Raw genomic sequence first — 23106 nt, 5'->3', positions numbered from 1 at the left:
AACCGCTGTTATAAGCTGGCCGTTTCTCCACTAATATTTGACCAATTATTTAATAGAGTTACATATCTTTCTGTTGAGTGTCCAGCTTCGCCTTCTTCGGTTAAGCTTTCAACTTCTAAATCTAAAAAAAGATCTGTAATAACTTCCAACTCTTCTTCTGTTAAATTAACTCTGTAATAACTTGTTGTTTTATCGTCCTTTTTGTTATGCAACTTTGGCTTTTCCACTTCATTATTCTCCAAAATATTTTCAAGCTTGGTAGCAATCTCTTTTTGTCCAATCTTTGATAATTCGGTTATGGCTTCAGATATAGAATTGTAGTCTATCGTATTCATAGTTTCTATTTTAACGTATTGCCGACGGCTTGCTTATAACTCGTTTATATGTACGACAAAATCCTATAAAGCCGCCCAAATCTGGGTGCATTTGTATGACTATAGTGATACATTATTATTAAACCAAATATAGCAAAGTATTTGCATTTTATTGTACTCTAAAAATACAAACAACTTTTCAATCCCAATTACGGTTTCCCCTAAAAACAAAAAATCCCAACTCCCATTAGGATTATTCATCAATTTTATATATTTCTATATCGAAAATAGTCACGGATTGCAATTCCGCGAGATATTTTCACCCTTTCTATCAAAAAACTCACTGATTATCATCTGTGTTTCTATATTTGTTAAAACGAATTCTATGAAAACTGTAAAAATCTACAATGTTATCGCAGTAATAATCATCCTACTGCTTGTTATTTGGGTAAAACAACTTCGAAATGATTTGCAGAAAACTCAAGATCTTCTTGATCAATGTTCCGAACGATACTACAAAGAAGTCAATAAGGAAAAATCATATCAACATTCCAAAGACTTATTCCCTTACTAGTTTAACGCTCATTTTATCATCAAAAAATTTAATCTGGAGCTTGTGCTTAAAGCATCTGTCTTCAAACCGTATAAATCAGAAAAAACCGTATCTCATTAATTTATGAGGAGTGAAATTATTGTGGCTCAAAGTCGGAGACTTTGCGCAGCAGGATCAAAGTCGGAGACTTTGCGCAGCAGGAGACTTTGAGCAGCAGGAGAAATTATTGTGGCTCAAAGTCGGAGACTTTGCGCAGCAGGGGCTCAAAGTCGGAGACTTTGCCAGCAGGATCTTATTACTCATTTACTTAGTCTCATTATATTTAAATCCTAAAAATCTATTTTCTTTTGTAAAAGCTGCTCTCTTTACATCATTTACATTAAAATGTAATTTATTGTTTTGGGCAGCCAACTCAATAAGATCACTATTTAAGGTCACGATGTACTGAAATTCGTTCGGACTTTTTTCATTGAAGCCGTAAAGAAAATTTAAGCTTTTTTCAATAGAGTCATCATCCTCAAAAATATTATCGTGGATTAAAAACCCAGGATGGTACTGTTTTGTGTATTCATTGAGCATTAATGAAACATCATAGATGAAAACTTTCATTCTTTCAGTAGAATGACTGCCATCATCATCGGTTCTCATAACAAATTCGACAACACTTTTATTTTTTGTTGTCTTGATATCAAAATGAGCTTCTCTGTTACCCATTATTTTTTCGTGAATCTCCAATATTGTTTCTCTAAAGCTCTTAATTATTTTAGACTTTTGGTATAACTCTTCATCAAAATCAGAAATTAGAACTGTTTTTTCTGCTTCAAATAGTTTTTTATCTCTTTCGGCAGTATCGTATCTTTCAATCAAGGAACGAAGATTACTTAGTTCGCTGTTTTTATCATTAAAGATTTTGATTGAAGTTTTCAGATCCCTTAAAACTTCGCCTTTATCTACAAGACTAATTTTTTGAGAATAATCATCATCTAATTTCCTAACTACTTCATTGAGTTGAGTAAGCTCTTTTTTTAGAGCAGTTAATCGGTTATTTACAATAGAACTTCTAAACCCATCTATTTTGCTTTTAAATCCCTTCAGGTCATCCAAAGATTTTTCAACTAAATCTCCCAATCCTTGTTTAAATTGATTAAATATTATTGATATTTCATTTTCATTAATATTTTCCGGTTTGGGTAAAGAATCAATTTGTTTAATCTCGTATTTGATAGCTTGCTGACGTGTTCTAAGTTCAGACAATCTATTTTCTAATCTCACTAAATCTTCCTGAAGTAATTCAAAAGACTCATTGTTCTTTAACCCTTCAATAGATTTATTGACTTTTAAAACTTCACTTTCCAACTCATTTAAATGAGCTTTGGCATCTTGAATTTTTAATTCATCGTTTTGAGTTACTAATTTTTTAGTTTCAGTAAAGTATGTTTTTCTTTTTTGTAACTCATCATTCAACGTTTTAATCTCTGAATATTTTTCGAGACCTAAATTCAAATAAAAAAGGTGGGGGCCAAAGTCAGAAGGTATTCTTTTTTTTGTATCGTGGGACTGAATTAAATCTTTAAACTCTGATCTTTCATCTCGGATAATTGGTTGCAATAAATTTCTAAAACTTAGTCGTTTTAAATTTGTTGGAAATAATTCAAAGTACAAAGAACCCAAATAATCGGAAGCATCATCTAATCTGTCAAAAATCTTTTCTTCCCCATTGACGAAAATTGATATTTCTTCTTGGTTTTTTATTGAACGAGATATAGTGATTTTCTTATCATTGAAGTCAAGGTCTAATTTAATTTGACTTTCTGTTATATCAGAATATTTCTTAGGAATCAAATTTAATCTACTATCTGCAATTCTTTTAAGCAGGCAAAAGTTTATAAATTCTATACAAATAGACTTACCTACACCAATTTTTTTATTAGTGCTTTCTGCCTCTTCTCCCATAATGATATTTATCCCATATTCAAAAGAAATAGGCTCAAATATCTGTGGTTCGCTATATAATCTATTAATCTTAATCATTTCTGCTTTCTGACATAAATAAAGGGTTCTTTAAAATCAATTATTCCGGATGAATATAAAAATGCAAGCCCAAAAAAAATATGTCTGTATCGTGTGATGTTGTATTTTTTAAGGTCTTTGGATAATTCGAAAATAGAAATCTTGTCAACCTTTTTACGTTGAATATTTTTCAGAATCAATGAAGCAACATATACAGATGATGTTTTTATATTTTCGTCTTTAGATACTAACATTATTAATTATTGGGAAAAACATTACAATTGATTAATTCATCTAACAAATAAAACTTTATACCAATTTTATCGAACTTAATTCCGTTTTCGGAAAGTTTACCGTAAAATAACTCAGCTAATTTTTCTAATGCCACCTGCGGGTCATTACTTTCAGCAGTTAAAAACTTATCACTCTCATCTTTCAAATAACTCGATATTTTAATTGCTTTTACGCTATCTATTACTCGCTTAGCTTCAATCAATGGTTGCTGATAAACTGTACAAAGTTCTGTGTATAAATTTATCAAAAAAACGCTATGTTCTGAAAACCTATTATAGATTTTAAATTGAGGGTCTACATTTTCCGGTTTCTCAGATATACTACGGTTATCATCTTTGCTTAAATATTCTATAAGAGCCATTATCGTTTCTACCTCATTGGATTCCGTCTTCTTTCTATCTTGTAAGATTTGTTCGTTAAGAAAATCTGCGATTCCTTTAAGCTTAACTAAAGCAGTAATATTGTTTATGCGTGCTAAAATTTTCTTTATATCAAGAACATCTTCTTTATGATTGAAGTTGTTTCCAAATTTGGTTCTGTAATCTTTAGCGTCCTTAGCGATTAACAATATTTTCAATTTATAATCCTTATGGGTAGGGTCTTTGAAGAAACCATCAATTGCCTCCTCTATTTTCTTGTTGTTGTTTTGAGACGTTACTTGGATAGCTAATTTATTTTTGGTATCAATTAAATCAATATGAGCAAAATTGTTTTCTATAAAATTCGTATTATCAAATTCATAGCCTAACCTATTAAAAAAATCTCTATAAAAATTTTCTGCATAAACATTAATATCTGTTAAATTGAGAGAATTAAAAAGCTCTACCTCTGTTTTGAGGTATGCCAATCTTTTTCCAATTAATGTTAAATATAAATGTCGATTATCCATGTATATAAATAAATTATTAATATAGTAATTACTGCAAAGATAGAAAATAATCAAGCTAAATTTGCTGCTAAGCTAGCATTCTTACACGACAAAATACTACAATGGTGCAAAACCATTGCGGCTTCATTGCTTCGCAGAAAATCGGGGTTTCCATATTATTTTATCTCATCAATAAAAAAACATTCAAAAACTTCGCTCGTTCTATCATAATCTTTATATCGGCATGTCATGTCATATATTCCGGCTTTAATTCTTATTTGCCATTTGTCATCGCCAAAAAACAACAACGGCTTTTTAAGTTTTTTTGTATTATCATGGAATTCAATGTCAGTATACCAATTGGGGTCGCAACTATCTGTATTCAGTTCACTATTCCAAATTTCTACAAAATGTTCTCCTTTTTTTATTTCTGCATATTTCTTTATAGTGCATACTTCTCCAAAAATATAAAACATCCAAATACGTTCATTTCTGTTTTTTAGTTGGTTTTCCGGAAAATAATCGAAGCCTAATTTTTTCCAAAAACACTGTGTTTCATTCGGAGCGCAAAACAGATAGAAAGCTTTATACTCTGAATGAGAATAAAGCTCTGCAATTTTTCCCACAAGAAATCTTGCAATTCCTCTTTTTTCAAAGTTTGGATGCGTATTTACAATTTCAATGTAAATAGAAGCACCCTCTAGCTTATATGCAATAAAACCAATAACTTTATTTTCATAAATCGCTATTGCTAAGGTCTTATTTCTAAAAGAAGAATCAATCGAACTCCAATTATTTATAGGAAAAGTAGTCCAACTATATATTTCAGCCATTTGCTGCTCTGTAGGTGAAAAATTGATTATATATTTATTCGTCTGCATAATTAAACATTATTCTTATTGACCAATTCATAAAATTCATTTTCTATCTGCAAAGTTCATTATAATTGACCACCTCGATTCGGATTAAAGTGACCACCACCCTTTTCAGTAAAAACGACTGGCTTTCCTGCCGTTCAACGGGCTTTCATTTCTTGTCTTTCAGACAAAACGAAAGCTTAGCTATTAGATGCTATTAGATTTTCTCAAAGTATTCCTGATCCGTTTCAATACTCATATGTTTTTCTAAATACTTTGCTTGATTATATACATATCCGCTGTATCCAATACTTTTTAGAATAAGTTTACTTATAAGAGTAAATAGTTTTGCTGAAACATACGCCATATAGAGATTTGTTTTTTCTTCATCTTGAGAGTCATCAATCTTTAGTAATATATTCCCATGTAACAAATCATTACGATGTTCAATGATAGTAATGTCGTGTAATGTTAAGTTTATTCCAAGTTGCTCAAATGGACGAGTGAGTTTTTCATTATTCGTTAAATGCTCTTTGTTTATAGGCTTATTGATTTCATTCAACCGTCTTTTTAATTTTGTTATAATTTTATTACTTAAAGTCTCACTATTATCATCAATGACCTTGTGAAGTTCTTTGGTTATTTTGTCTTTCAATATAGAGTCAGTTATTGGTTTTTCTAATCCTATTTCTTCTATACTTAAATATTTTGAAAGTTGTTCAATAATAACAGCGAAAGAGCTTGGAATAATTAGTAGTGACCGAATTGATGTTGCTTCTAAAATGACTAAAATTGCTACTGAAAACTCTGGCTCATTATATATTTTATGGACTAAACTAGATAAGTTTTCCAATGAAATTCTGGTCAGTTTATTATAAAATTCGTCTGCAATTTCTCTGTCAATATCCAAATATGAGTATGGATTTGTTGTAACTGGACTATACATTCCTTTAATAGTTGGTCTGATATAGTTTGAATAATAGAATCCACCTGCATCATTAAATACAAATTTTTCTCCTCCAACCATTAATTTGTTAATGAAGCCTATTGCTTGTTGAATAGAAAAACAAGCATCTGAAAAATCGTCATAGCGTTGTTTCTCTAAACACTCGAAAATGTAAAACCCTTTTGCTTCACTTTTTAGTTGGGTAACATCATAATGTTTTCCATTTAGATTTATGCGTAGGCAATCATAAAAATATTCTATTCCTTGTCTTTGGTGAGTAACGGTTTCGAATTCGGTGTGGAATGTCTTTATCTCCTTTAAGTCAACCGCAAAGAATGCTTTAAATAATCCTTCTTTACTAAATTCTTTTGAGTGAAAACTTTTTAGCTCGATTTCAGTTTGAAAATTAACAGATTTATCTGCTTTTAATTCTGTGCTGCTCGATGAACTTCCGAGTTTTTTTGTTTCATAAATAATGTCATCTATGATAAATGATAAATCAATATTATTCTCATCATCTTCTATTAATCTTGCATTGATTTCAAGTTTGAAAGTTTCAGGTAGTTTCGATAAACAACCTTTTGCACCATCGCTTTCAAGAATATCAACTTCAAATTTGTCCAAAGAATTTAGTTTGTCAATAAAACGTAATTCAGATTCAAAATTCTTACTGTTTTCTATTTGTTGAGTTGAAGTGTTCATTTTTTACCGGATTTCTAAAAAACTCCAAAGTCAGACACTTCGGACAGCTGGGGACACAACGAAAGCTTAGTTATTTGCAGAAGTTTTAAATTACCCAATTGTCTGTAGTTATTTCGTCCAATAATAAATTGGCGATTCTTTTTGAATTATCTATTCCATTACAAAAACTTGGACTCAAAGCAATAGTTATAACTGTGATTTTACCTAAGCATTTAAAAATTTCTTTGCCTATGTTTTTTATATATTCGTCAGTAAAAATTTGATATCGAATCCCATTATTATCATCACAAAAAAAATAATCTAAATCAATATTTACAATCCAATTTTCTTTTGTTTCATTAATCCAATATGCTAGGTTTGTATGTAAATCATAAAACGGAACTTGATACATTTGTTGCCAATCTTCTGGAACAGTTCCATCTTCATGTGTGGCAAATTTTTTTTCATTTATGAGATTGGGAAACAATTTAGCAAAAATTGTAATATAATTATCATATCTGAAAATTTTCGTTTTTTTATTGAAACGATTATCCATATAATGAGCATTGACATATTCTTCAATTGTTGAATTTACAATGTTAAAATTTAGTTCTCTTAATTTTCCTACCCAATCACTTACTGAGCCATTTAAAAGATCATAATGTCGATCAATATGGAAAAAGTTATATTTTTCGTTTACATCAATTTTTTTAGACCAACACCAACTTGCAGCCATGTGATTATCCATAACATATATATATTATCAATGTTATATAATTCATTTAAGGTGTAAACTACATTTTCTGGTTCTGGTATGGTTATTAGGTTTTGCATAGAATTAAGGTTAATTCACAAATATACAAACCCTCCTCCTTACAGCCTTATGGTTTCCTCCAAAACACAAAAAAAGGGTCATTAAACCCTTTTATAAAAATAAAAATCCCAACTCGTCAGGATTATTCATCAATTTTATATTTTTCTATATCGAAAAACGTCACGGATCACAAATCTGCGACAAGAGTCGGGAGATTTCGGCGAGCGGGGTGTATGGAGTTACATTTTAAGTCTATGAGATTCTTTTTTACCATAAAGGCTATTTACTTCTGCTTCTATTATTGGCTGATATATCCTAATAAACTCCTCTACATCAGCTAATTTCGACACTTTTGGATCATAAATAATTAAAAGATTTTGGGTGACGTTACCAGCTTGTTGGAATCCAGGTAAAGTACGTTCAGCAATCCTAGAAAGAAATGCAGTATAGGAAGACATGCGTTTATTCATATCTTCTTTTTTTTCTTCTAAATCATCATCTAATGCATAAAATCCAAATGAATATGTGCTATCACAAGCATTTCTACAAATTTCAAAGCAATGCCTAAATAAACTTAAAGTAAACGTGGGATCAATACAGTGCTTTCCGGTATTCCTCTTGAATTTTGCTATTTTACTGTTTTTTCCATTTACTGACAGAAAAAATGATACTAGAGCAACTTTATAATGGGTGTATATTTCTAGATTAACAATCCATCCTATACTACGATCCTCCCGTTTTATACGTAAACTGTAGGATTCATCTATAAAAGAAACTCCCTCTTTTTGAGAGGGAGTAGAATGAATTTTACGGATATCGATTTTAAAATAATTCTTCTCCAACCGAGCCATTTATTTGTCCATATCCTGGTGATTTTTTGTCTGCAGCAGGTATATATCCGTACCGATCAAGTTTAAAATCATCTAAAATATTATCACTGATAAAAATTATATTTTTGGAATTGATGTGATCGTCTAATCCCGCACGAGCATCTACCCATAAATTTTCAGCATGTGTTATATCCACTAGTTCTACACCTGTAAACTTGCCATATGCTCTCCATATTTCATCTAAATGAGCATGAACCTCATCACTTAAAATTGCAGAGTAATCAGCTTTTCTATCATTAATTTCATCCCCTCTTCTCATGTGTCTGTATTGTTGCCAAACCGACGGTACTACTGGACCCAAAACCCATGCTTCAATATTATCAACAAATAATTTTTTTCCAGTTTTGGCATAAAACCATACCTGCGCATAAAAGAGCAATTTTTGCAATTTTAACGGACTTACACCCTTTTTAATAAAGTGTGATGATATTTGTAAAGCAGTATACATTTTTGCGTATGTGTATTATTTTTAATACGTTACAAATGTAGATCCAATTTCTCTCATATACAATCCTTTTAACTTAATTTATAACAATTATAAATACATATTATTAAAAAAATGCCCTTTACTTCGAAAAATGAATGTATTTGCTTTTTCTTGGAGTCTAAAATACAAACAACTTTTCAATCCCCATTACAGCTTCCCGTAAAAACAAAAAAAAAGGCCTTTTAACCTTTTTATAAAAATAAAAATCCCAACGCTCGTTAGGATTATTCATCAATTTTATATTTTTCTATATCGAAAAACGTCACGGATTGCAATTCCGCGAGATAGGGGGCTCAAAGTCAGAAGACTTTGCCAGCGGAGTTTCTACCTTGTAATATCAATATTTTCTAAAGATTTATCTTTTATCATTAACTTTAAACTGTTGTAGGATATGCTGTGTATGGCTGTGTCCTTTTTAAAGTTTTGAAAAAGATACTTTAAATTTCTTTTATCTACATTTTCAGGGTTCATTGAATAAGTTGTGTCTACCGAAACTAGTAGGTAGTCATCACTATATTTACATTCTACAACACCACTATCAATAATTAACTTATGGTTTTTAATTAGTCTGTTTTGATTGCCCCCTTCATACACAAACTCATATCCTTCAGGTAATTTCTCAACAGAGTCTGACACGTTACAAGAAAGCAATAGAAGTCCTAATAGCACAGTGAAAAATATTATTTTCATATATTGAAAAGTTATCGTTTTCACTAACGGAAATCGTAGCGAAAAGTTTTAGTTTAGCAAAACTGTAATCAAAAGCCAATGAAGTTAGTAAATTTATAAAAAAAAGCAACGGGCTTTTACGAGATAAAAAAGGAAACTTTCACTTAACTGCAAAGTTCAGTAATTGGCCACACAGTTTCGGTTCAAAGTGACCACCACCCTTTTCAGTAAAAACGAAAGGCTTTTCTACCACTGGGCTTTCATTTCTTGTCTTGCAGACAAAACGAAAGCTTAGTTATTAGCAGCAGGGCATATTTTTCATTTTTCACAGAATTTCTTTTGTAAATTTAATTTAAAATCTTCTATTTCACTAAGTGAATATCCACAACAAGAACTGTCCACAATCCAGATTTGATATTCGTGCGTTTTTCCATCGCATATAAACTTGCCATTTGTTATTCTTCCCCAACCTAATTCTGTTTCTTTAGAATTTAAATTTATTCCTGAATAAGTTTTCATTTTTGTCTCACCAAGATCGTCGTCAAAAGATGAAGATGTCAATAAAATACCATTTTCAGGAATTTTAATTTCGTAATTCCAACCATTTGGCAGTTTTGCAGAATGTTCAACATTATAAATTGTCACAACATATTGACTTTCCAGTTTGTCAGGAATGATAAGAGTTTTTGTCCTTTGTGTCCAACAATAAACAAAGTAAATTGCTGCCAATAGAATTAATTCAATAGCAACAATTATAAAATATTTAGTCAAGAATTTTTGTAGAACGAAATCAACTAAAAGTCCGACAAAAATTACAGGAATGAGATAAATGGTGATACCAAAACCCCAACCTTCTGGTCCAGGTTTTAAAGCGAAATAAATTGCAAGTCCAATTGCGAGTACACAAACAATATTTAATGGTGTTGGCTTATATTTCATATCATTGATCGGTCTGCGGTTGCCTTGCTGCTAACGTTTTGCGGCTTTGCGATGGTGCGGTTATAAAGCGGACACTTTCTATTATAAGCTAATTTTCGGAAAATCTAAAATCTTTAAACTTGCGAAGATCCCGCACTATTGCAAAACCGCTGTTATCTGTGGTTTTTAATCTATTTTTGTGAAATATCTTCTAACTGTATCAAGTTTATTGTCTCTTTGTTGCTTCAGGTTGAATATTATCTGTCTTATCATCGTTTCTACATGAAATGATAATTAAAATTGATAATGCTGAAATAATATTTTTCATAATATTTTATTGTCCAACAGGTTTATTTTCTGCATAGGCAGGTGCAATAATTGCTACACCAATTCCAACTAATACTAATGGAATGGTTTTTCCTGCACTAAATTTTAGTACTTTGTTGACGTTAGTTTTTTCAATAATTATTTCTTTATTTTCCTGACTTCCAATAATCTCATTCTCATTTATTTTAGTAAGTTGAAACGCCCTTATTTTATTTCCGTCTTTGGTTTCAATAATATATTTTGAATTAGGTTTGAGAACAGAAAAGTCAAAATTGTTTTCAGAACTTACTTTTGTTGAGACACAAGAAGTCAAAATAGTTAGACTTAAAATAGTTGGTTTAATAATATTTTTCACTTTTAAAGGATTGTTTGGTTAAAATCACAGATAACTCGTTTATATGTATGACAAAATCATATAAAGCCGCCCAAATCTGGGGGTATTTGTAGGACTATAGTAATACATCATCATTAAATCAAATATATAAAAAGTATTTGCATTTTCTTGTACTCCAAAAATACAAATACCTTTTCAATCCCAATTACGGTTTCCCCTAAAAACAAAAAATCCCAACTCCCATTAGGATTACTCATCAATTTTATATATTTCTATATCGAAAATAGTCACGGATTGCAATTCCGCGAGATATTTTCACCCTTTCTATCAAAAAACTCACTGATTATCATCTGTGTTTCTATATTTGTTAAAACGAATTCTATGAAAACTGTAAAAATCTACAATTTTATCGCAGTAATAATCATCCTACTGCTTGTTATTTGGGTAAAGCAACTTCGAAATGATTTGCAGAAAACTCAAGATCTTCTTAATCAATGTTCCGAACGATACTACAAAGAAGTCAATAAGGAAAAATCATATCAACATTCCAGAGACTTATTCCCTTATTAGTTTACGCTCATTTTATCATCAAAAAATTTAATCTGGAACTTGTGCTTAAAGCATCTGTCTTCAAACCGTATAAATCAGAAAAAACCGTATCTCATTAATTTGTGAGGAATGTAATTATTGTGGCTCAAAGTCGGAGACTTTGCGCAGCAGGGAGGTTCCGTTCAACGGACTTTCATTTCTTGTCTTGCAGACAAAACGAAAGCTTAGTTATTATCTGCAGGTTATTTTATTTGTTACTTAGTTCTTTTCGTAATTTTTTATCTAGTGATGAAGGTAGGAATAATCTTTCCATTTTTGAAAATCGATAAAGAGGAGAAACATCCTTGTTTTTGAGTGAAATATCGAATGCTATTTCTTGGATCTTATTGAGATTATTTAAAAAGTACAAGTCATTAATTGGTGTGGAAGGACCACTAATTGATCCAGTAATTGATAGAGTTTTCAAGTTTGTTAATTCTCTAAGAGTTGTAAAATCAAAAACCGCTTTAAAATTTTCAAGTTCTAAATGATCTAGTTTTTTTAATGCTTCAAATCCTTCTAATGAAGTAATTCTTGGGTTACTACCAAAATATAAATGCTCTAAATTCTCAAGATTTTTAATGTTGGAAGTATTGTCAATTTTCCCCCATTTTACGTAAAGACCTTTTAGATTTTTCATTTTACAGATAGAATCAAAAAACTCCTGATCTATTTGATGAGTTGTCATCAAATATTCGACATCATAAAGTAGCGGAAGTGCATTAATCCAATGATTACGTATTTCTTTTTTTTCTTTGCTTGACATCGAATAATATTCAGGATTTAAAGTCGAAGTATCAACAATTAATATTTTAGTGTCAAATATTCTTGAGTCGTCATAACGAAAAGAATTTCCTGTCCAAAAATTAAAGTTAAAATTCCAAAATCCGAATTTTAATTTTATAGAATCACTCATAAAAATTTTGCTAAATAATTAAAATTCATTTTGATATGGGTTTTAATAAACTTCTGACTAACGTTAAATTATTCTATTGATAATCATCCGGTTATGATTTTAATGTCTTTGTCAGTCAAACCAAATTTAGTAATTTCTTTTTGAATCCTCTTTACTACACCTAGTTTTCGTTTTTTATCTAAAATATTGTTGAACTCTCAGCGAAGCCTTAGTGTACAAAACGCTTTCATTTCTTGTCTTACAGACAAGACGAAACCTTAGTCATTATTGCAGTTCTTTATCGGAATTTTATTAGCCTTTTTTAATCAATCTAGTATAGTCTCGGGGGTTACTAATTCCGCTAATTTTGCAGCAACTTCTTCCATCGAATCTTCTATAGTGCTTAAGCCACTTCGTGAACCAAGCAAGGGACTTACATCCCGTAAATCATCAAAAGTTGTATTATGAACAATAGGAACAAGTAAATCGCGAGCTAAAAGTGCAGAAAGTTCTTTATCAGCAATTCCTTCCCCTTTAATACGTTTTAGAAATAAAGGGGTAACTAATACGATTCCAACACGAGACTTAATTAATCCTTTATCGATTTCACGGAGTAAAGATGAACCTAGTAAAACATCCTTTTCGCTAAACCAAACGGAAACTCCTTTTGATTCTAGAATGTCGTGTAATTCCTTAGCAGCTCCTTTTCGGTCATCCCAAGCGTGACAAAGAAATACATCTCGCAAATCTGGTGTTATTTTATCATAATTGCCCCTTCTTTATTATTTTCGCAAATGAACGTAGTAAGTTCAACAAATTTTTCTGAACCGTTTAAATATTTTCTTATTTCAGAAAAAGGAGTTACAATTCCATACCCCAATTTGTCTATTTTTTCTGCATCTTTTGAATCCATTGGAATTTGAATTACCATTCCTACAATATTCCCTTTATTGTTAATGACCGGACTACCACTATTTCCTCCTTTTACTTTAGCATTAAGAATTAAATATTCGATTCCGTCTAGATACGAGTTTTCTTTTCCTATTATCTGCCCATTTGAAAATTTGTAACTATTGTTAATAGAAGATATTTCGTATAGTTGAAAAGCATCAAATCCGGGAATTGGAGGGTATCCAATTGTTAAAACATTTTCAAGAATTTTTGCATTTGTTGCATTAAAAGGCTTGCAATGAGAAAAAACAAAATTTTCAATAAGAATGAACGCAATGTCGATGTTTTTATCATTAGGGAAGCTTATATGTTTAATTTTCGCAAACTCCCCCTTGTCATTTGTTATAGTAATTAATTTCGCATTTTCAACTACATGCCTAGCTGTTATAATAGTATGTATATTTCCTAAAAGAAATGCTGTACCAATGTCTGGAATTCCGTCCTTCGAAAGAACGACAATTGGTCTTACGGAATTTGAGAATGTCTCTGCTATGGATACGAATCCATGAATAAGAAAATTATATGAACCATAATCAGCAAATTCTTCATCATAACTTGGAGCAATTAGTAACTCATTTGCAATAGGAATATTTCCATTTGGAAGCAGTCCTGCAGAAATTAAATGACCTTCATTTTTTAAAATACTTATTGTTTTAACGAATTTATGTAAATCTAACGAATCAATATGTTGTGCTTGACTTACAAATTCATCAATAGATTTTGGTGTTTGTTTTTTTACAAATGAATTACTTATAGTATTAATTGAAAAGAATTCTAGAATTTCGTTTGCTAGATTTGGCATCTTTGATTGAGAGTTTTACGTGGTTATAATTTCTGCTAACTCGTTTATATGCATGACAAAAGCATATAAAGCCACCCAAACCTAGGTGTATTTGTATGACTATAGTAATACATTATTATCAAATCAAATATATAAAAAGTATTTGCATTTTCTTGGAGTCTAAAAATACAAACAACTTTTCAATCCCCATTACCTCTTCCCATAAAAACAAAATCCCAACGCTCGTCAGCATCTATTGTATTCTATGAGTTTTTCGGGAAATACTTGCCATCTAAAAGACTCCGCTCCATTATTTCGTTAGCATCAAATGTCGCAAAATTATCACCTACGATATCCTTCACTTTCTGAAAGTCCTCTTGTGAACAATTAGGATAAACCCTGATCTTTATCTCCTTCAAAACATTTTCATCGATTGGAATATCTATATGCTCCGGAAGATTATGCCTTTCTTCATGCTTACAACCTGCATATAAATAAAATCTAACTTCATCCTGAAATGACCAATACGAATCTTTAAATTTTATTGGAGCTGCTTGGTGTGATAAACTTATTCCATTCCCGTCTTCGTTTTCTCTCCAATGTTCCTTCTTTAACGTGGCGAAGTTTTCATCATATTCAACTTGGACAACAAACCCATTCTCTTCATCCATAGGAGGTACAAAGTAGTATTTCTGACCATTTTGATACCAGTCGAAAAATGGTCTTGGATAAAATAGATTTTTAGCTGGATGACTTTCTTCCACTGGCATTTTTTCCAAATACTGATCGGTTCCCGCAATGGGTATAGGAAATTTTTTATACCATTTAACTGGCATTTCAATGCGAACTCCTTTCGGAGAATACATCGCCCACTGGGGAATTTTTTCATTCATATCTAAAACCCAACATGATAAAAAATAATTCTTTTTCAACATTTCTGGTAATCCATCTGTTTCTGTTCTATCATCCATCAAATCAAATCGTTTGAAGCGGATGGTTTTGTTCATTAATATTAAACCTAAAGTTGTAATATCTGTATAATGGTATATTTTTTCGATCATCGTTTTGTGTATAGTTTATGTTTCCCCCTTGAAGTGATAATTTTACGCAATATCCAAATATACAAAACCTCATTCCTTATCCTCTGATGGCTCCCCCAAAAACCAAAAAAAAGGGTCTTTTCACCCTTTTGTAAAAACTAGAAATCCCAACTCTCGTCAGGATTTCTTCAATTCTATATTTCGTAATACCAAAATCAAATAATGCTCTCGGATTTTTTAGTCGAGATAATAATTCATTCATTCCTCTATTTTATACTTCTCTAGATCAAAGTCAAAATCAAATAACTCTTTTGGCGGAATACCGAACGCAGAAGCCATTTTAAGTAGCGTCTCTATAGTAGGATTACCCTTTCCATTTTCGTATTTATTATAATTGCTAGAATCAAAGGTAGAATTCTGTGCAACATCATCCATTGATTTATATTTAATGGCTCTAATTTCTTTTAAATTTTCAGAAAATGCTTCCATATATAACCTTAAAACTTCTTTGCTATCCACAATTTTGTATTTAAATAGCAATTTTGTAAAAGGAACCAAATAATTCATGGTTATATATTACCATATTAATAAATATTTATTATATTTGCCATAAGATTATGTCTAAAGATGTAATTTTGCGATACTTCAAAAAAATATAGAAGCTATTGCTTAGAATCTCGAATTCGAAAACTGGTAATTTTAACATGCGAGACGATAAGTAAAGTAGCTCACGACCTAGGCGTGGGCTCACTTATCTGCATGTAAGGTATACCAGTACCCCGAATCGGATTTGTTGAGACCCATGCCGTTTTGTATCCGGTATTCTCAATTCCCTAAGCCCGCTTTTCAAAATAAGTATCTACGACACTTACAATGGTGTGCACAACCATTGCGGCTTCATTGCTTCGCGGGAAATCAGGTTTAGAAAAACCCTTGCTACAATAATTTTCATGCTATCATCATGAATCAATTCGTCAACAATTTTACCGACACCTCATAAGAGCTCCTCACATTCATATCAATGCTCTTCAATGGATTTGTCTTTAGTGGGGAAGTATTTCTTTTCTTCATCATTTGTGTTTTGCTTTCCCCTAAGGCGATCCGAGGTTGGCAAGAGCCAAGTAAAAAGTAAAAAGAGCCAAGTGAAAAGTAGTTCTTGATTGAAAACAGGGATGCTCCATAGATACTTCACCATTTGAATGCGCCATCCGCTTTTTAAACGGTACAGCACCTAGTCTATCATCTTTTATCTATCATCTTTTCTCTCCTCTAATAAAAAAACGCCCTTTCCCTAAAGTTTGCAGCCGCAGGAAAGAGCAGAGATAGTAATTAAACTTAATTTAAAAACCAATACAAAACTATGAAAAATAAGTTTTGCAGGGAAATCCTTTCCCTAACATTTATGACCTTGCTGTTTGTGCAGATTCCTGCACAGCTGAAAGCCTTAAAAATTGGGGATTCTATTCCCGAAGAAGTCTGGACCACTCCCCTACAACTCGTCAACAGCCCACAGAAAACCCTGCAGCTCAGCAAGGATCGTGAGAAACTTATTCTGTTGGACTTCTGGGCGACCTGGTGCGGCAGCTGTCTGAAAAACTTCCCGAAAATGGAAGAACTTGAGAAACAGTTCGGCGGCAGGATAAAAATTATTCCGGTCACCAGTGAAAGTTCCGCTGTTCTGGATAAATTCTTTTCCACGGCTAATGGAAAACGCTACAGTAAAACAGCTTCCGTGAAAGAAGACAAAACATTTCACCAGCTGTTTCCGCATACTGCAGTACCCTATATCGCGTGGATCAAAAACGGAAAACTCATCAATACCACAGACGCTGAACAGGTAACGGAACAGACGGTAGCGGAAATCCTTAATGACAAAAACTCATCGCTGCAAACCGTCATTCAGGTAGACCGCTCACGGCCCTTCATGCTTTCTGAAAACTTCGATCTGGAAAAACAGACCGCATTAAGGAACTACACTTTCCTGTCCAAAGGAAGAATCAGGTCGGCGGCTGCAGGAAGTGTTTTCAGGAGAAAAGATCAGGTCGTTTATGGCAGGCTGTTTTCAAATGTGGTTCTGATGTTTATCTATCGGGGGATTGCAGCCGAAATCTTTTCCCAGAATGGCGAGCAGTTCAGTGATAAAAGAATCAGCAACTTCGTAAAATTCCCTTCTGAAATTACTTTTGATCCAAGTAAAGAAACAACCGTACCAGATGCAAGGTATTACACTTTTGAATATATTGACACGGTTGCCAATGCGGACAGTCTCTATAATAATATGCTCTCGGCTTTAAACCGTTCCACCGATTATACCGCGTCCACAGAACAGCAGAAAGTAAAATGCCTGGTGATCCGGCAAAACACCACGAAGATGAAGAAACAGCAGCGTTCTGATACAGGACTGTCCATGCAAAACCTTGTAAGTCTATTAAACGCAGACAATAACATTACCTCCCTACCGATCATCGATGAATCCAAATTTGTTGGAAACACAGGTATTGAAAAGGAAGATATCCGGGATCTCAATTCACTTAAAAGCGCTTTTGCAAAACACCATTTACAAGTCACAGAAGAAGAACGAAATCTAATGATGTTTGTGATTAAGGATAAATAAATTGCTTACTAAAATTAACCCAAAATATTAGATTATGAATAAAATCATTGCATTTATAGGTCTGGTTGCCTGCTCTTCCGTATATGCACAATATACAGTAGCAGGGGAAGTATTGGACGACAAAACACTAAAACCATTGTCGGGAATAACCGTTTCTGCAAAACATTCAGCTGCGGCTTCCGTGACCGACAGCCATGGAAAATTCATTCTTTCTCTTTCCTCTCCCGAAACGGTGATTACTGTATCAGGGAAAAACTATGAAGCTTCCGCAACGGAAGTAAGCCTTCCGCTGACCGAGCCGTTAAAAATATTGATGATTTCAGGGGTGCAAAACATCGAAGGAATCCAGCTGACTACAGGTTACCAGAAAATTCCAAAAGAAAGAGCCACAGGTTCTTTCTCTACAATAGACAACAAACTGCTCAATCAGCAAGTGACGACCAATATAATGGACCGGCTGGATGCGGTGGGGAACGGCCTCCTGGTAAGCAGAGGTATTGACGGCGAACCACAACTTTCGGTTCGCGGGCTCAGCACCATCCGAGGGCCGAAAGATCCACTGATTGTGGTTGACGATTTCCCCTATGAGGGTGATCTGAGCAATATCAATCCTGAAATTGTTGAAAACATCACCATACTGAAAGATGCTTCCGCAGCGAGTATATGGGGAGCAAGAGCTGCGAACGGAGTGATTGTCATTACCACCAAAAAGGGGAAATTCAGCCAGCCGCTTTCGGCAGATTTCAGCATGACTACAACATTAAGCGGAAAACCCGATTTAAATTACATCCGACAGATGTCTAGCTCTGATTTTATTGATGTTGAAAAATCACTGTTCACTAAGGGTTTTTATGACAGCGACATCAGTTCTCCGCTTCATCCGGTTCTTACCCCTGTGGTAGACCTTCTTAATAAGGAAAAAAAAGGCCTCCTCACCCCGAGTCAAGCCAATGAGATGATAGACCGCCTGCGGTCTGCCGATATCAGAGACCAATACCGAACATACATGTACCAGCCAATGGAAAATCATCAGTATGCATTGAACCTCTCGGGGGGCAGTTCCATAATGAACTGGACATCCGCGCTCGGCTACGATGACAATACCGGAAATCTGGGACAGTCTTACAAAAGAATAAATTTCCGTTTGAGCAATAACTGGAAAGTTTCTGACAGAATCACGATGGCAATGGGTGCTTACTTTACCCGGATTAATCAGAAAAGCGGGAAAAATGGCTACGGAAGTATTTCCATGAATGGAAACTGGCGTGTTCCTTACCTTCGTTTTGCCGATGACATCGGAAACCCCGTAGTAATGCCTTATGTATATAATCAGGATTATAAAAACTCACTCGGAGTGACAGGACTTCTGGACTGGAATTATTATCCTTTGACCGACTGGATGAACAGCAAATCTGATACCGACAATACCGAGTTGATCCTGAACGGAAGTGTAAAGTATAAAATAATAACCGGTCTGGATGCAGAAGTAAAATACCAATATCAAACCGGACAGGATCATACAGAAACGCTGAATAATGAAAAGAGTTACTATGCAAGGAATTATATCAATAATTTTGCACAGCAGAACGGAAATAGTATCACCTTTATTGTTCCCAAAGGAGGAATTCTGGATGCTTACCATTTAACATCTGTGGTCCATAATATTCGGGGCCAACTCAATTATAACCGTATCTGGAACAGACATAACCTGACAGCCATCGCAGGTAGTGAAACGCGTGAAAACCAATCAAATATTGAGAATGAGAGATATTACGGATATAACCCGCTCAACAGATCCTCCGGAGCGGTGGATTTTACGAAGACTTATCCTCTTTTGATGACAGGAGGAAGTGATTATATTTTCAGAGGGGAGTCAATGCGCAGTAAAAATATAAGATTTGCCTCTCTTTTTGCCAATGCAGCGTACACTTATGACAGCAGATATACCGTATCCGGAAGTATCCGGCGTGACGGAAGCAATCTTTTCGGACTGAAAACCAACGACCAGTGGAATCCTTTCTGGTCCGTGGGTGCTGCGTGGAATATTACAAATGAAAACTTCTTTCACAGCAGGTGGATCAATACCCTCAAACTAAGGAGTTCTTACGGTTTCAGCGGTAATATTGACCCTTCTATGGCAGCCGTAACGACCATTATCTACGACAGTTCTAATTCGGTATATACGGGAACCGGCACGGCAAGAATAGACCAGTTTTACAATCCTGATCTCCGTTGGGAAACACTGGCAGTCACAAACATTGGCGTAGACTTTACCCTTTGGAAAGGTAGGGTAACCGGATCTGCAGAATGGTTCAGAAAAAAAGGCAGCAACCTGTTCGGAAATGCGCCGCTGGATTATACCACCGGTATTACCTCTATGCTGATGAATGTTGCCGGTATTAAAGGAGATGGATGGGATGTTCAGATCAACACCCAGAATATCAAAGGCGGAAGTTTCCAATGGAACTCCCTGTTAAACTTTAGCAGGTACAGAGACAAAGTCACCGAATACTATAATCCTAACACCTTTGCGTCCGCATTCGTCTCTTCATCAGGAAAGGCCGTTCCTATCGCAGGCATCACCGGCTTGCCCGTATATTCTGTTTTTGCCTACCGCTGGGCAGGTCTCGATCCTGCAACAGGAGATCCACGGGGATATCTCAATGGTGAAATCAGCAAAAATTACACTGCAATGACAGGATCAGACAAAGGAATTGAAGATCTGAAGTATTTTGGTTCTGCCTTGCCTACAACGTATGGGTCTTTCATCAATACCTTATCTTTTAAAAATATAAGCATGGATGTTGGCATCACCTACAAATTTGGATATTGGTTCAGGAGAAGTTCCATCAGTTACACCAATCTGATCAACAGCCGTTCAGGACACAGTGATTATGCACAGCGCTGGCAGCATCCCGGTGATGAACAGCACACCAATATTCCGTCCAACCTTTACACCGCCAATTCGTCCAGGGACCTGTTCTATCTTGGTTCTGAAGTATTGGTGGAAAAGGGAGACCATATCCGTTTACAGTACATCAACCTTAATTTTGAACCTAATGCCTCATGGATGAATATTCCTTTGAAGAGTCTGGTATTCTTTGGTTCTGTCAATAATATCGGGGTCATCTGGAGCGCAAATAAACAGCGCCTGGATCCTGATTATGCTTTTGGAAGTGAATCTTTAAAGCCCACAGTAACCTATAGTTTCGGGCTCCGTGTTAAATTTTAATAATCAATAGTTATGAAAAAAATAGTCCTACTCTTTTCGTCATTGTCAGTTTTGCTGACTATCAGTGCGTGTGACCGTTTCCTGAATGAAAAATCAGATTCGCTGCTCGCAATTCCACAGACGCTTGAAGACAATCAGGCGATATTGGACCGTACTTATGTGTTGGGGCTCAATGCCACTTCTAATGAAATATCAGCAGATGATATCTACATTTCCGAATCGGCCTTCAATACAATGCCTAATGAACCGGAAAAAAGATTACACCTGTGGCAGCCGGATTATGTCTCACTTGCAAGTGGTAACGACTGGGAAAACAGTTATGCCAAAATAAACATTTTCAATACAGTGCTTTTCAATCTTGATCATTATAAAATACCAAATGCCGACAATGTCAGAGGACAGGCTTTAGTATTTAGGGCTTCTGTCTATCTGGAAGCCGCTCAGATATGGTGTCTTGCTTATGATCCTTCCACCGTTGATCAGGATTTAGGTTTACCGCTGCGTATTGACCCTGACATGAATATCCCTTCGGTAAGGTCAACTTTAAAACAGACGTATAACCAGATTCTTTCCGATCTTCATGCTGCGGCACCCCTTTTACCTCAGCAGCAGATTGCCTCTTCAAGACCTTCAAAAGTAACTGCATTAGGCTATCTGGCAAGAGCTTATCTTTTTATGGGAGATTATGAAAACGCATTAAAATATGGATTACAGGCACTGGCTGTCAATAAGCAGCTGATGAATTTTAATAGCCTGAACGCAAATGCTTCCTACCCGATTCCAAACATGAATGTTGAAGTTCTGTTGCCTACAGGCACTGCCTACTCCCCATTTCTAACGGTTACCAACGCAAAAATCCCTCAGGAAATTTACCAGAGTTATGAGGCGAATGATTTAAGAAAAAGTATTTTCTTCAGGATCAATACAGATGGAACATTTCTGTTCAGAGGAAATTACAGCGGAAGTTCCACCAGAAAAAACCCCATTGCTATTGACGAACTCTATCTGACTGTGGCAGAATCCTATGCCCGCCTCAACAAACCATCTGAAGCAATATCATGGCTAAACTCGTTGCTTGTCACCCGCTGGAAAACAGGAACTTATATTCCGCTGACTATAAATAATGCAGCGGATGCCCTCGTAAAGATCCAGAGTGAAAGAAGGAAAGAACTGATATTCAGAGGTCTTCGGTGGGCAGACATTAAAAGGTATAATAAGAAAGGAGCCGGAATTGGTCTGACAAGAACTCTTAATGGGATCATTTACACCCTACCTCCCAATGATCTCAGGTTTGCCATTGCGATACCTGAAGATATCATTAAAATGACCGGAATACCACAGAACCCAAGATAAAAACAAAACTGTCTCAGCAAAATGCTGAGACAGCTCTGTTTTGACAAACTATTCCGGATTGGATTTATATCCCTGAGATATTGCCAGCACCGCATTGTTGTTTTTTCCGCTTAAAACACTGCTTAGAGTGCTGCCCGCGGGAACTGTGATTTGACAAGGTCTGATAGGATCTGGCTCACCACATTCTCCATTTGCATCGGTGGTACTCCAGTTCGCCGGTTCAGCAAAAGCTCCTGAAGTCATATCACTGCTTATGTAGTGGTAAACAGTGTCGACGGTTTCAACTTTTTCTGGCTTGTCACGATTTTCAGTTTTGCCAGGGGCAAACGTGAAAGATAAGGTCAAAACGATTGCAATCAATCCTGCAATCTGCAGGATATTTGCTTTAAAAAACTTTATTGTTTTCATAATGTCTTTTGATAAAAAAGATTACCATAAAAAATTTAGAGATCTGCTTCATTCCCGAAAAAAAAGATGATATTAAATTGAGTGTACCTATAGCTACGCAAGCTTGTTATACCAAAGCATCTCTTTATTCTTGATTTTATAATCAGATCCTGATTGATTAATAAATACATCATACACTTTGGCTTTTTAGAGGGAGCCTCCCCGGTTCAGGCGGCTTTCGGCCGGCCGATTTTAAAAGTTAAACAATTAGTGATATTCGCTGAGCAGCATATTATTTACAGC

20 protein-coding genes are annotated in these 23106 nt (G+C 34.4%); 3 read left to right on the top strand and 17 right to left on the bottom strand.

Going from position 1 to position 23106, the window contains the following annotated elements; translation table 11 throughout:
* Positions 1–8 precede the first annotated feature (8 nt).
* From NBC122_RS07825 to NBC122_RS07740, 16 genes are all read right to left on the bottom strand, one after another.
* Complete coding sequence (locus tag NBC122_RS07825) at positions 9–335, bottom strand: hypothetical protein (protein ID WP_133439843.1); 327 nt, start codon at positions 333–335, stop codon at positions 9–11.
* 835 nt (positions 336–1170) lie between these two features.
* A complete protein-coding gene (locus NBC122_RS07815) occupies positions 1171–2898 on the bottom strand; it encodes a DUF2326 domain-containing protein (RefSeq protein ID WP_133439841.1) in 1728 nt (575 codons plus the stop codon).
* A gap of 235 nt (positions 2899–3133) precedes the next feature.
* Positions 3134–4060, bottom strand: coding sequence for an SMEK domain-containing protein (locus NBC122_RS07810; protein WP_133439840.1), 927 nt, complete (start codon positions 4058–4060; stop codon positions 3134–3136).
* Positions 4061–4215: 155 nt separating this feature from the next.
* Complete coding sequence (locus tag NBC122_RS07805; RefSeq protein WP_133439839.1) at positions 4216–4920, bottom strand: GNAT family N-acetyltransferase; 705 nt, start codon at positions 4918–4920, stop codon at positions 4216–4218.
* Between the two features lie 193 nt (positions 4921–5113).
* A complete protein-coding gene (locus NBC122_RS07800; RefSeq protein WP_133439838.1) occupies positions 5114–6544 on the bottom strand; it encodes a hypothetical protein in 1431 nt (476 codons plus the stop codon).
* 85 nt (positions 6545–6629) lie between these two features.
* Positions 6630–7271, bottom strand: coding sequence for a hypothetical protein (locus tag NBC122_RS07795; RefSeq protein WP_133439837.1), 642 nt, complete (start codon positions 7269–7271; stop codon positions 6630–6632).
* Between the two features lie 305 nt (positions 7272–7576).
* Positions 7577–8188: a hypothetical protein gene (locus NBC122_RS07790; RefSeq protein WP_133439836.1), complete on the bottom strand. Its 612-nt coding sequence runs from the start codon at positions 8186–8188 to the stop codon at positions 7577–7579.
* On the bottom strand, positions 8160–8675 hold the full coding sequence (locus tag NBC122_RS07785) for a Panacea domain-containing protein (protein WP_133439835.1): 516 nt from the start codon (positions 8673–8675) through the stop codon (positions 8160–8162). The genes NBC122_RS07790 and NBC122_RS07785 overlap by 29 nt, the downstream gene beginning before the upstream one ends.
* 363 nt (positions 8676–9038) lie before the next feature.
* Complete coding sequence (locus NBC122_RS07780) at positions 9039–9404, bottom strand: hypothetical protein (protein ID WP_133439834.1); 366 nt, start codon at positions 9402–9404, stop codon at positions 9039–9041.
* 297 nt (positions 9405–9701) lie between these two features.
* Positions 9702–10322: a hypothetical protein gene (locus NBC122_RS07775; RefSeq protein WP_133439833.1), complete on the bottom strand. Its 621-nt coding sequence runs from the start codon at positions 10320–10322 to the stop codon at positions 9702–9704.
* Between the two features lie 313 nt (positions 10323–10635).
* Positions 10636–10983 (bottom strand): hypothetical protein, encoded by a 348-nt coding sequence (locus NBC122_RS07770; RefSeq protein WP_133439832.1) that lies wholly within the window; start codon positions 10981–10983, stop codon positions 10636–10638.
* Between the two features lie 775 nt (positions 10984–11758).
* A complete protein-coding gene (locus NBC122_RS07760; RefSeq protein WP_133439830.1) occupies positions 11759–12466 on the bottom strand; it encodes a leucine-rich repeat domain-containing protein in 708 nt (235 codons plus the stop codon).
* 305 nt (positions 12467–12771) lie between these two features.
* Positions 12772–13191 (bottom strand): toll/interleukin-1 receptor domain-containing protein, encoded by a 420-nt coding sequence (locus tag NBC122_RS07755; RefSeq protein WP_246012285.1) that lies wholly within the window; start codon positions 13189–13191, stop codon positions 12772–12774.
* An 8-nt stretch (positions 13192–13199) separates the two neighbouring features.
* The gene (locus tag NBC122_RS07750; protein ID WP_133439828.1) at positions 13200–14198 is read right to left on the bottom strand and encodes a S1 family peptidase; all 999 of its coding nucleotides are present in this window, start codon (positions 14196–14198) and stop codon (positions 13200–13202) included.
* 242 nt (positions 14199–14440) lie between these two features.
* Complete coding sequence (locus tag NBC122_RS07745) at positions 14441–15238, bottom strand: hypothetical protein (RefSeq protein WP_133439827.1); 798 nt, start codon at positions 15236–15238, stop codon at positions 14441–14443.
* A 237-nt stretch (positions 15239–15475) separates the two neighbouring features.
* Positions 15476–15736 carry a helix-turn-helix domain-containing protein gene (locus NBC122_RS07740; protein WP_133439826.1) on the bottom strand — a complete coding sequence of 87 codons (261 nt, stop codon included), beginning with the start codon at positions 15734–15736 and terminating at the stop codon, positions 15476–15478.
* 841 nt (positions 15737–16577) lie between these two features.
* Here NBC122_RS07740 and NBC122_RS07735 point away from each other — a divergent pair.
* From NBC122_RS07735 to NBC122_RS07725, 3 genes are read left to right on the top strand one after another with little or no spacing between them, the layout of a single operon-like run.
* On the top strand, positions 16578–17831 hold the full coding sequence (locus NBC122_RS07735; RefSeq protein WP_133439825.1) for a TlpA family protein disulfide reductase: 1254 nt from the start codon (positions 16578–16580) through the stop codon (positions 17829–17831).
* Positions 17832–17865: 34 nt separating this feature from the next.
* Entirely contained in the window at positions 17866–21063 is a 3198-nt protein-coding gene (locus NBC122_RS07730; RefSeq protein WP_133439824.1) for a SusC/RagA family TonB-linked outer membrane protein, read from the top strand.
* Positions 21064–21075: 12 nt separating this feature from the next.
* Entirely contained in the window at positions 21076–22416 is a 1341-nt protein-coding gene (locus tag NBC122_RS07725; RefSeq protein ID WP_133439823.1) for a RagB/SusD family nutrient uptake outer membrane protein, read from the top strand.
* A gap of 48 nt (positions 22417–22464) precedes the next feature.
* On the opposite strand, the gene NBC122_RS07720 is transcribed toward NBC122_RS07725, so the two are convergent.
* Positions 22465–22824, bottom strand: a complete 360-nt coding sequence (locus NBC122_RS07720; protein ID WP_133439822.1) for a hypothetical protein — start codon at positions 22822–22824, stop codon at positions 22465–22467.
* Between the last annotated feature and the right edge of the window lie 282 nt (positions 22825–23106).

It is taken from the genome of Chryseobacterium salivictor (assembly GCF_004359195.1).
GTDB lineage: Bacteria > Bacteroidota > Bacteroidia > Flavobacteriales > Weeksellaceae > Kaistella > Kaistella salivictor.
The sequence above is the reverse complement of the archived record's forward strand: the minus strand, read 5'-3'. Positions and strand labels throughout refer to the sequence as shown.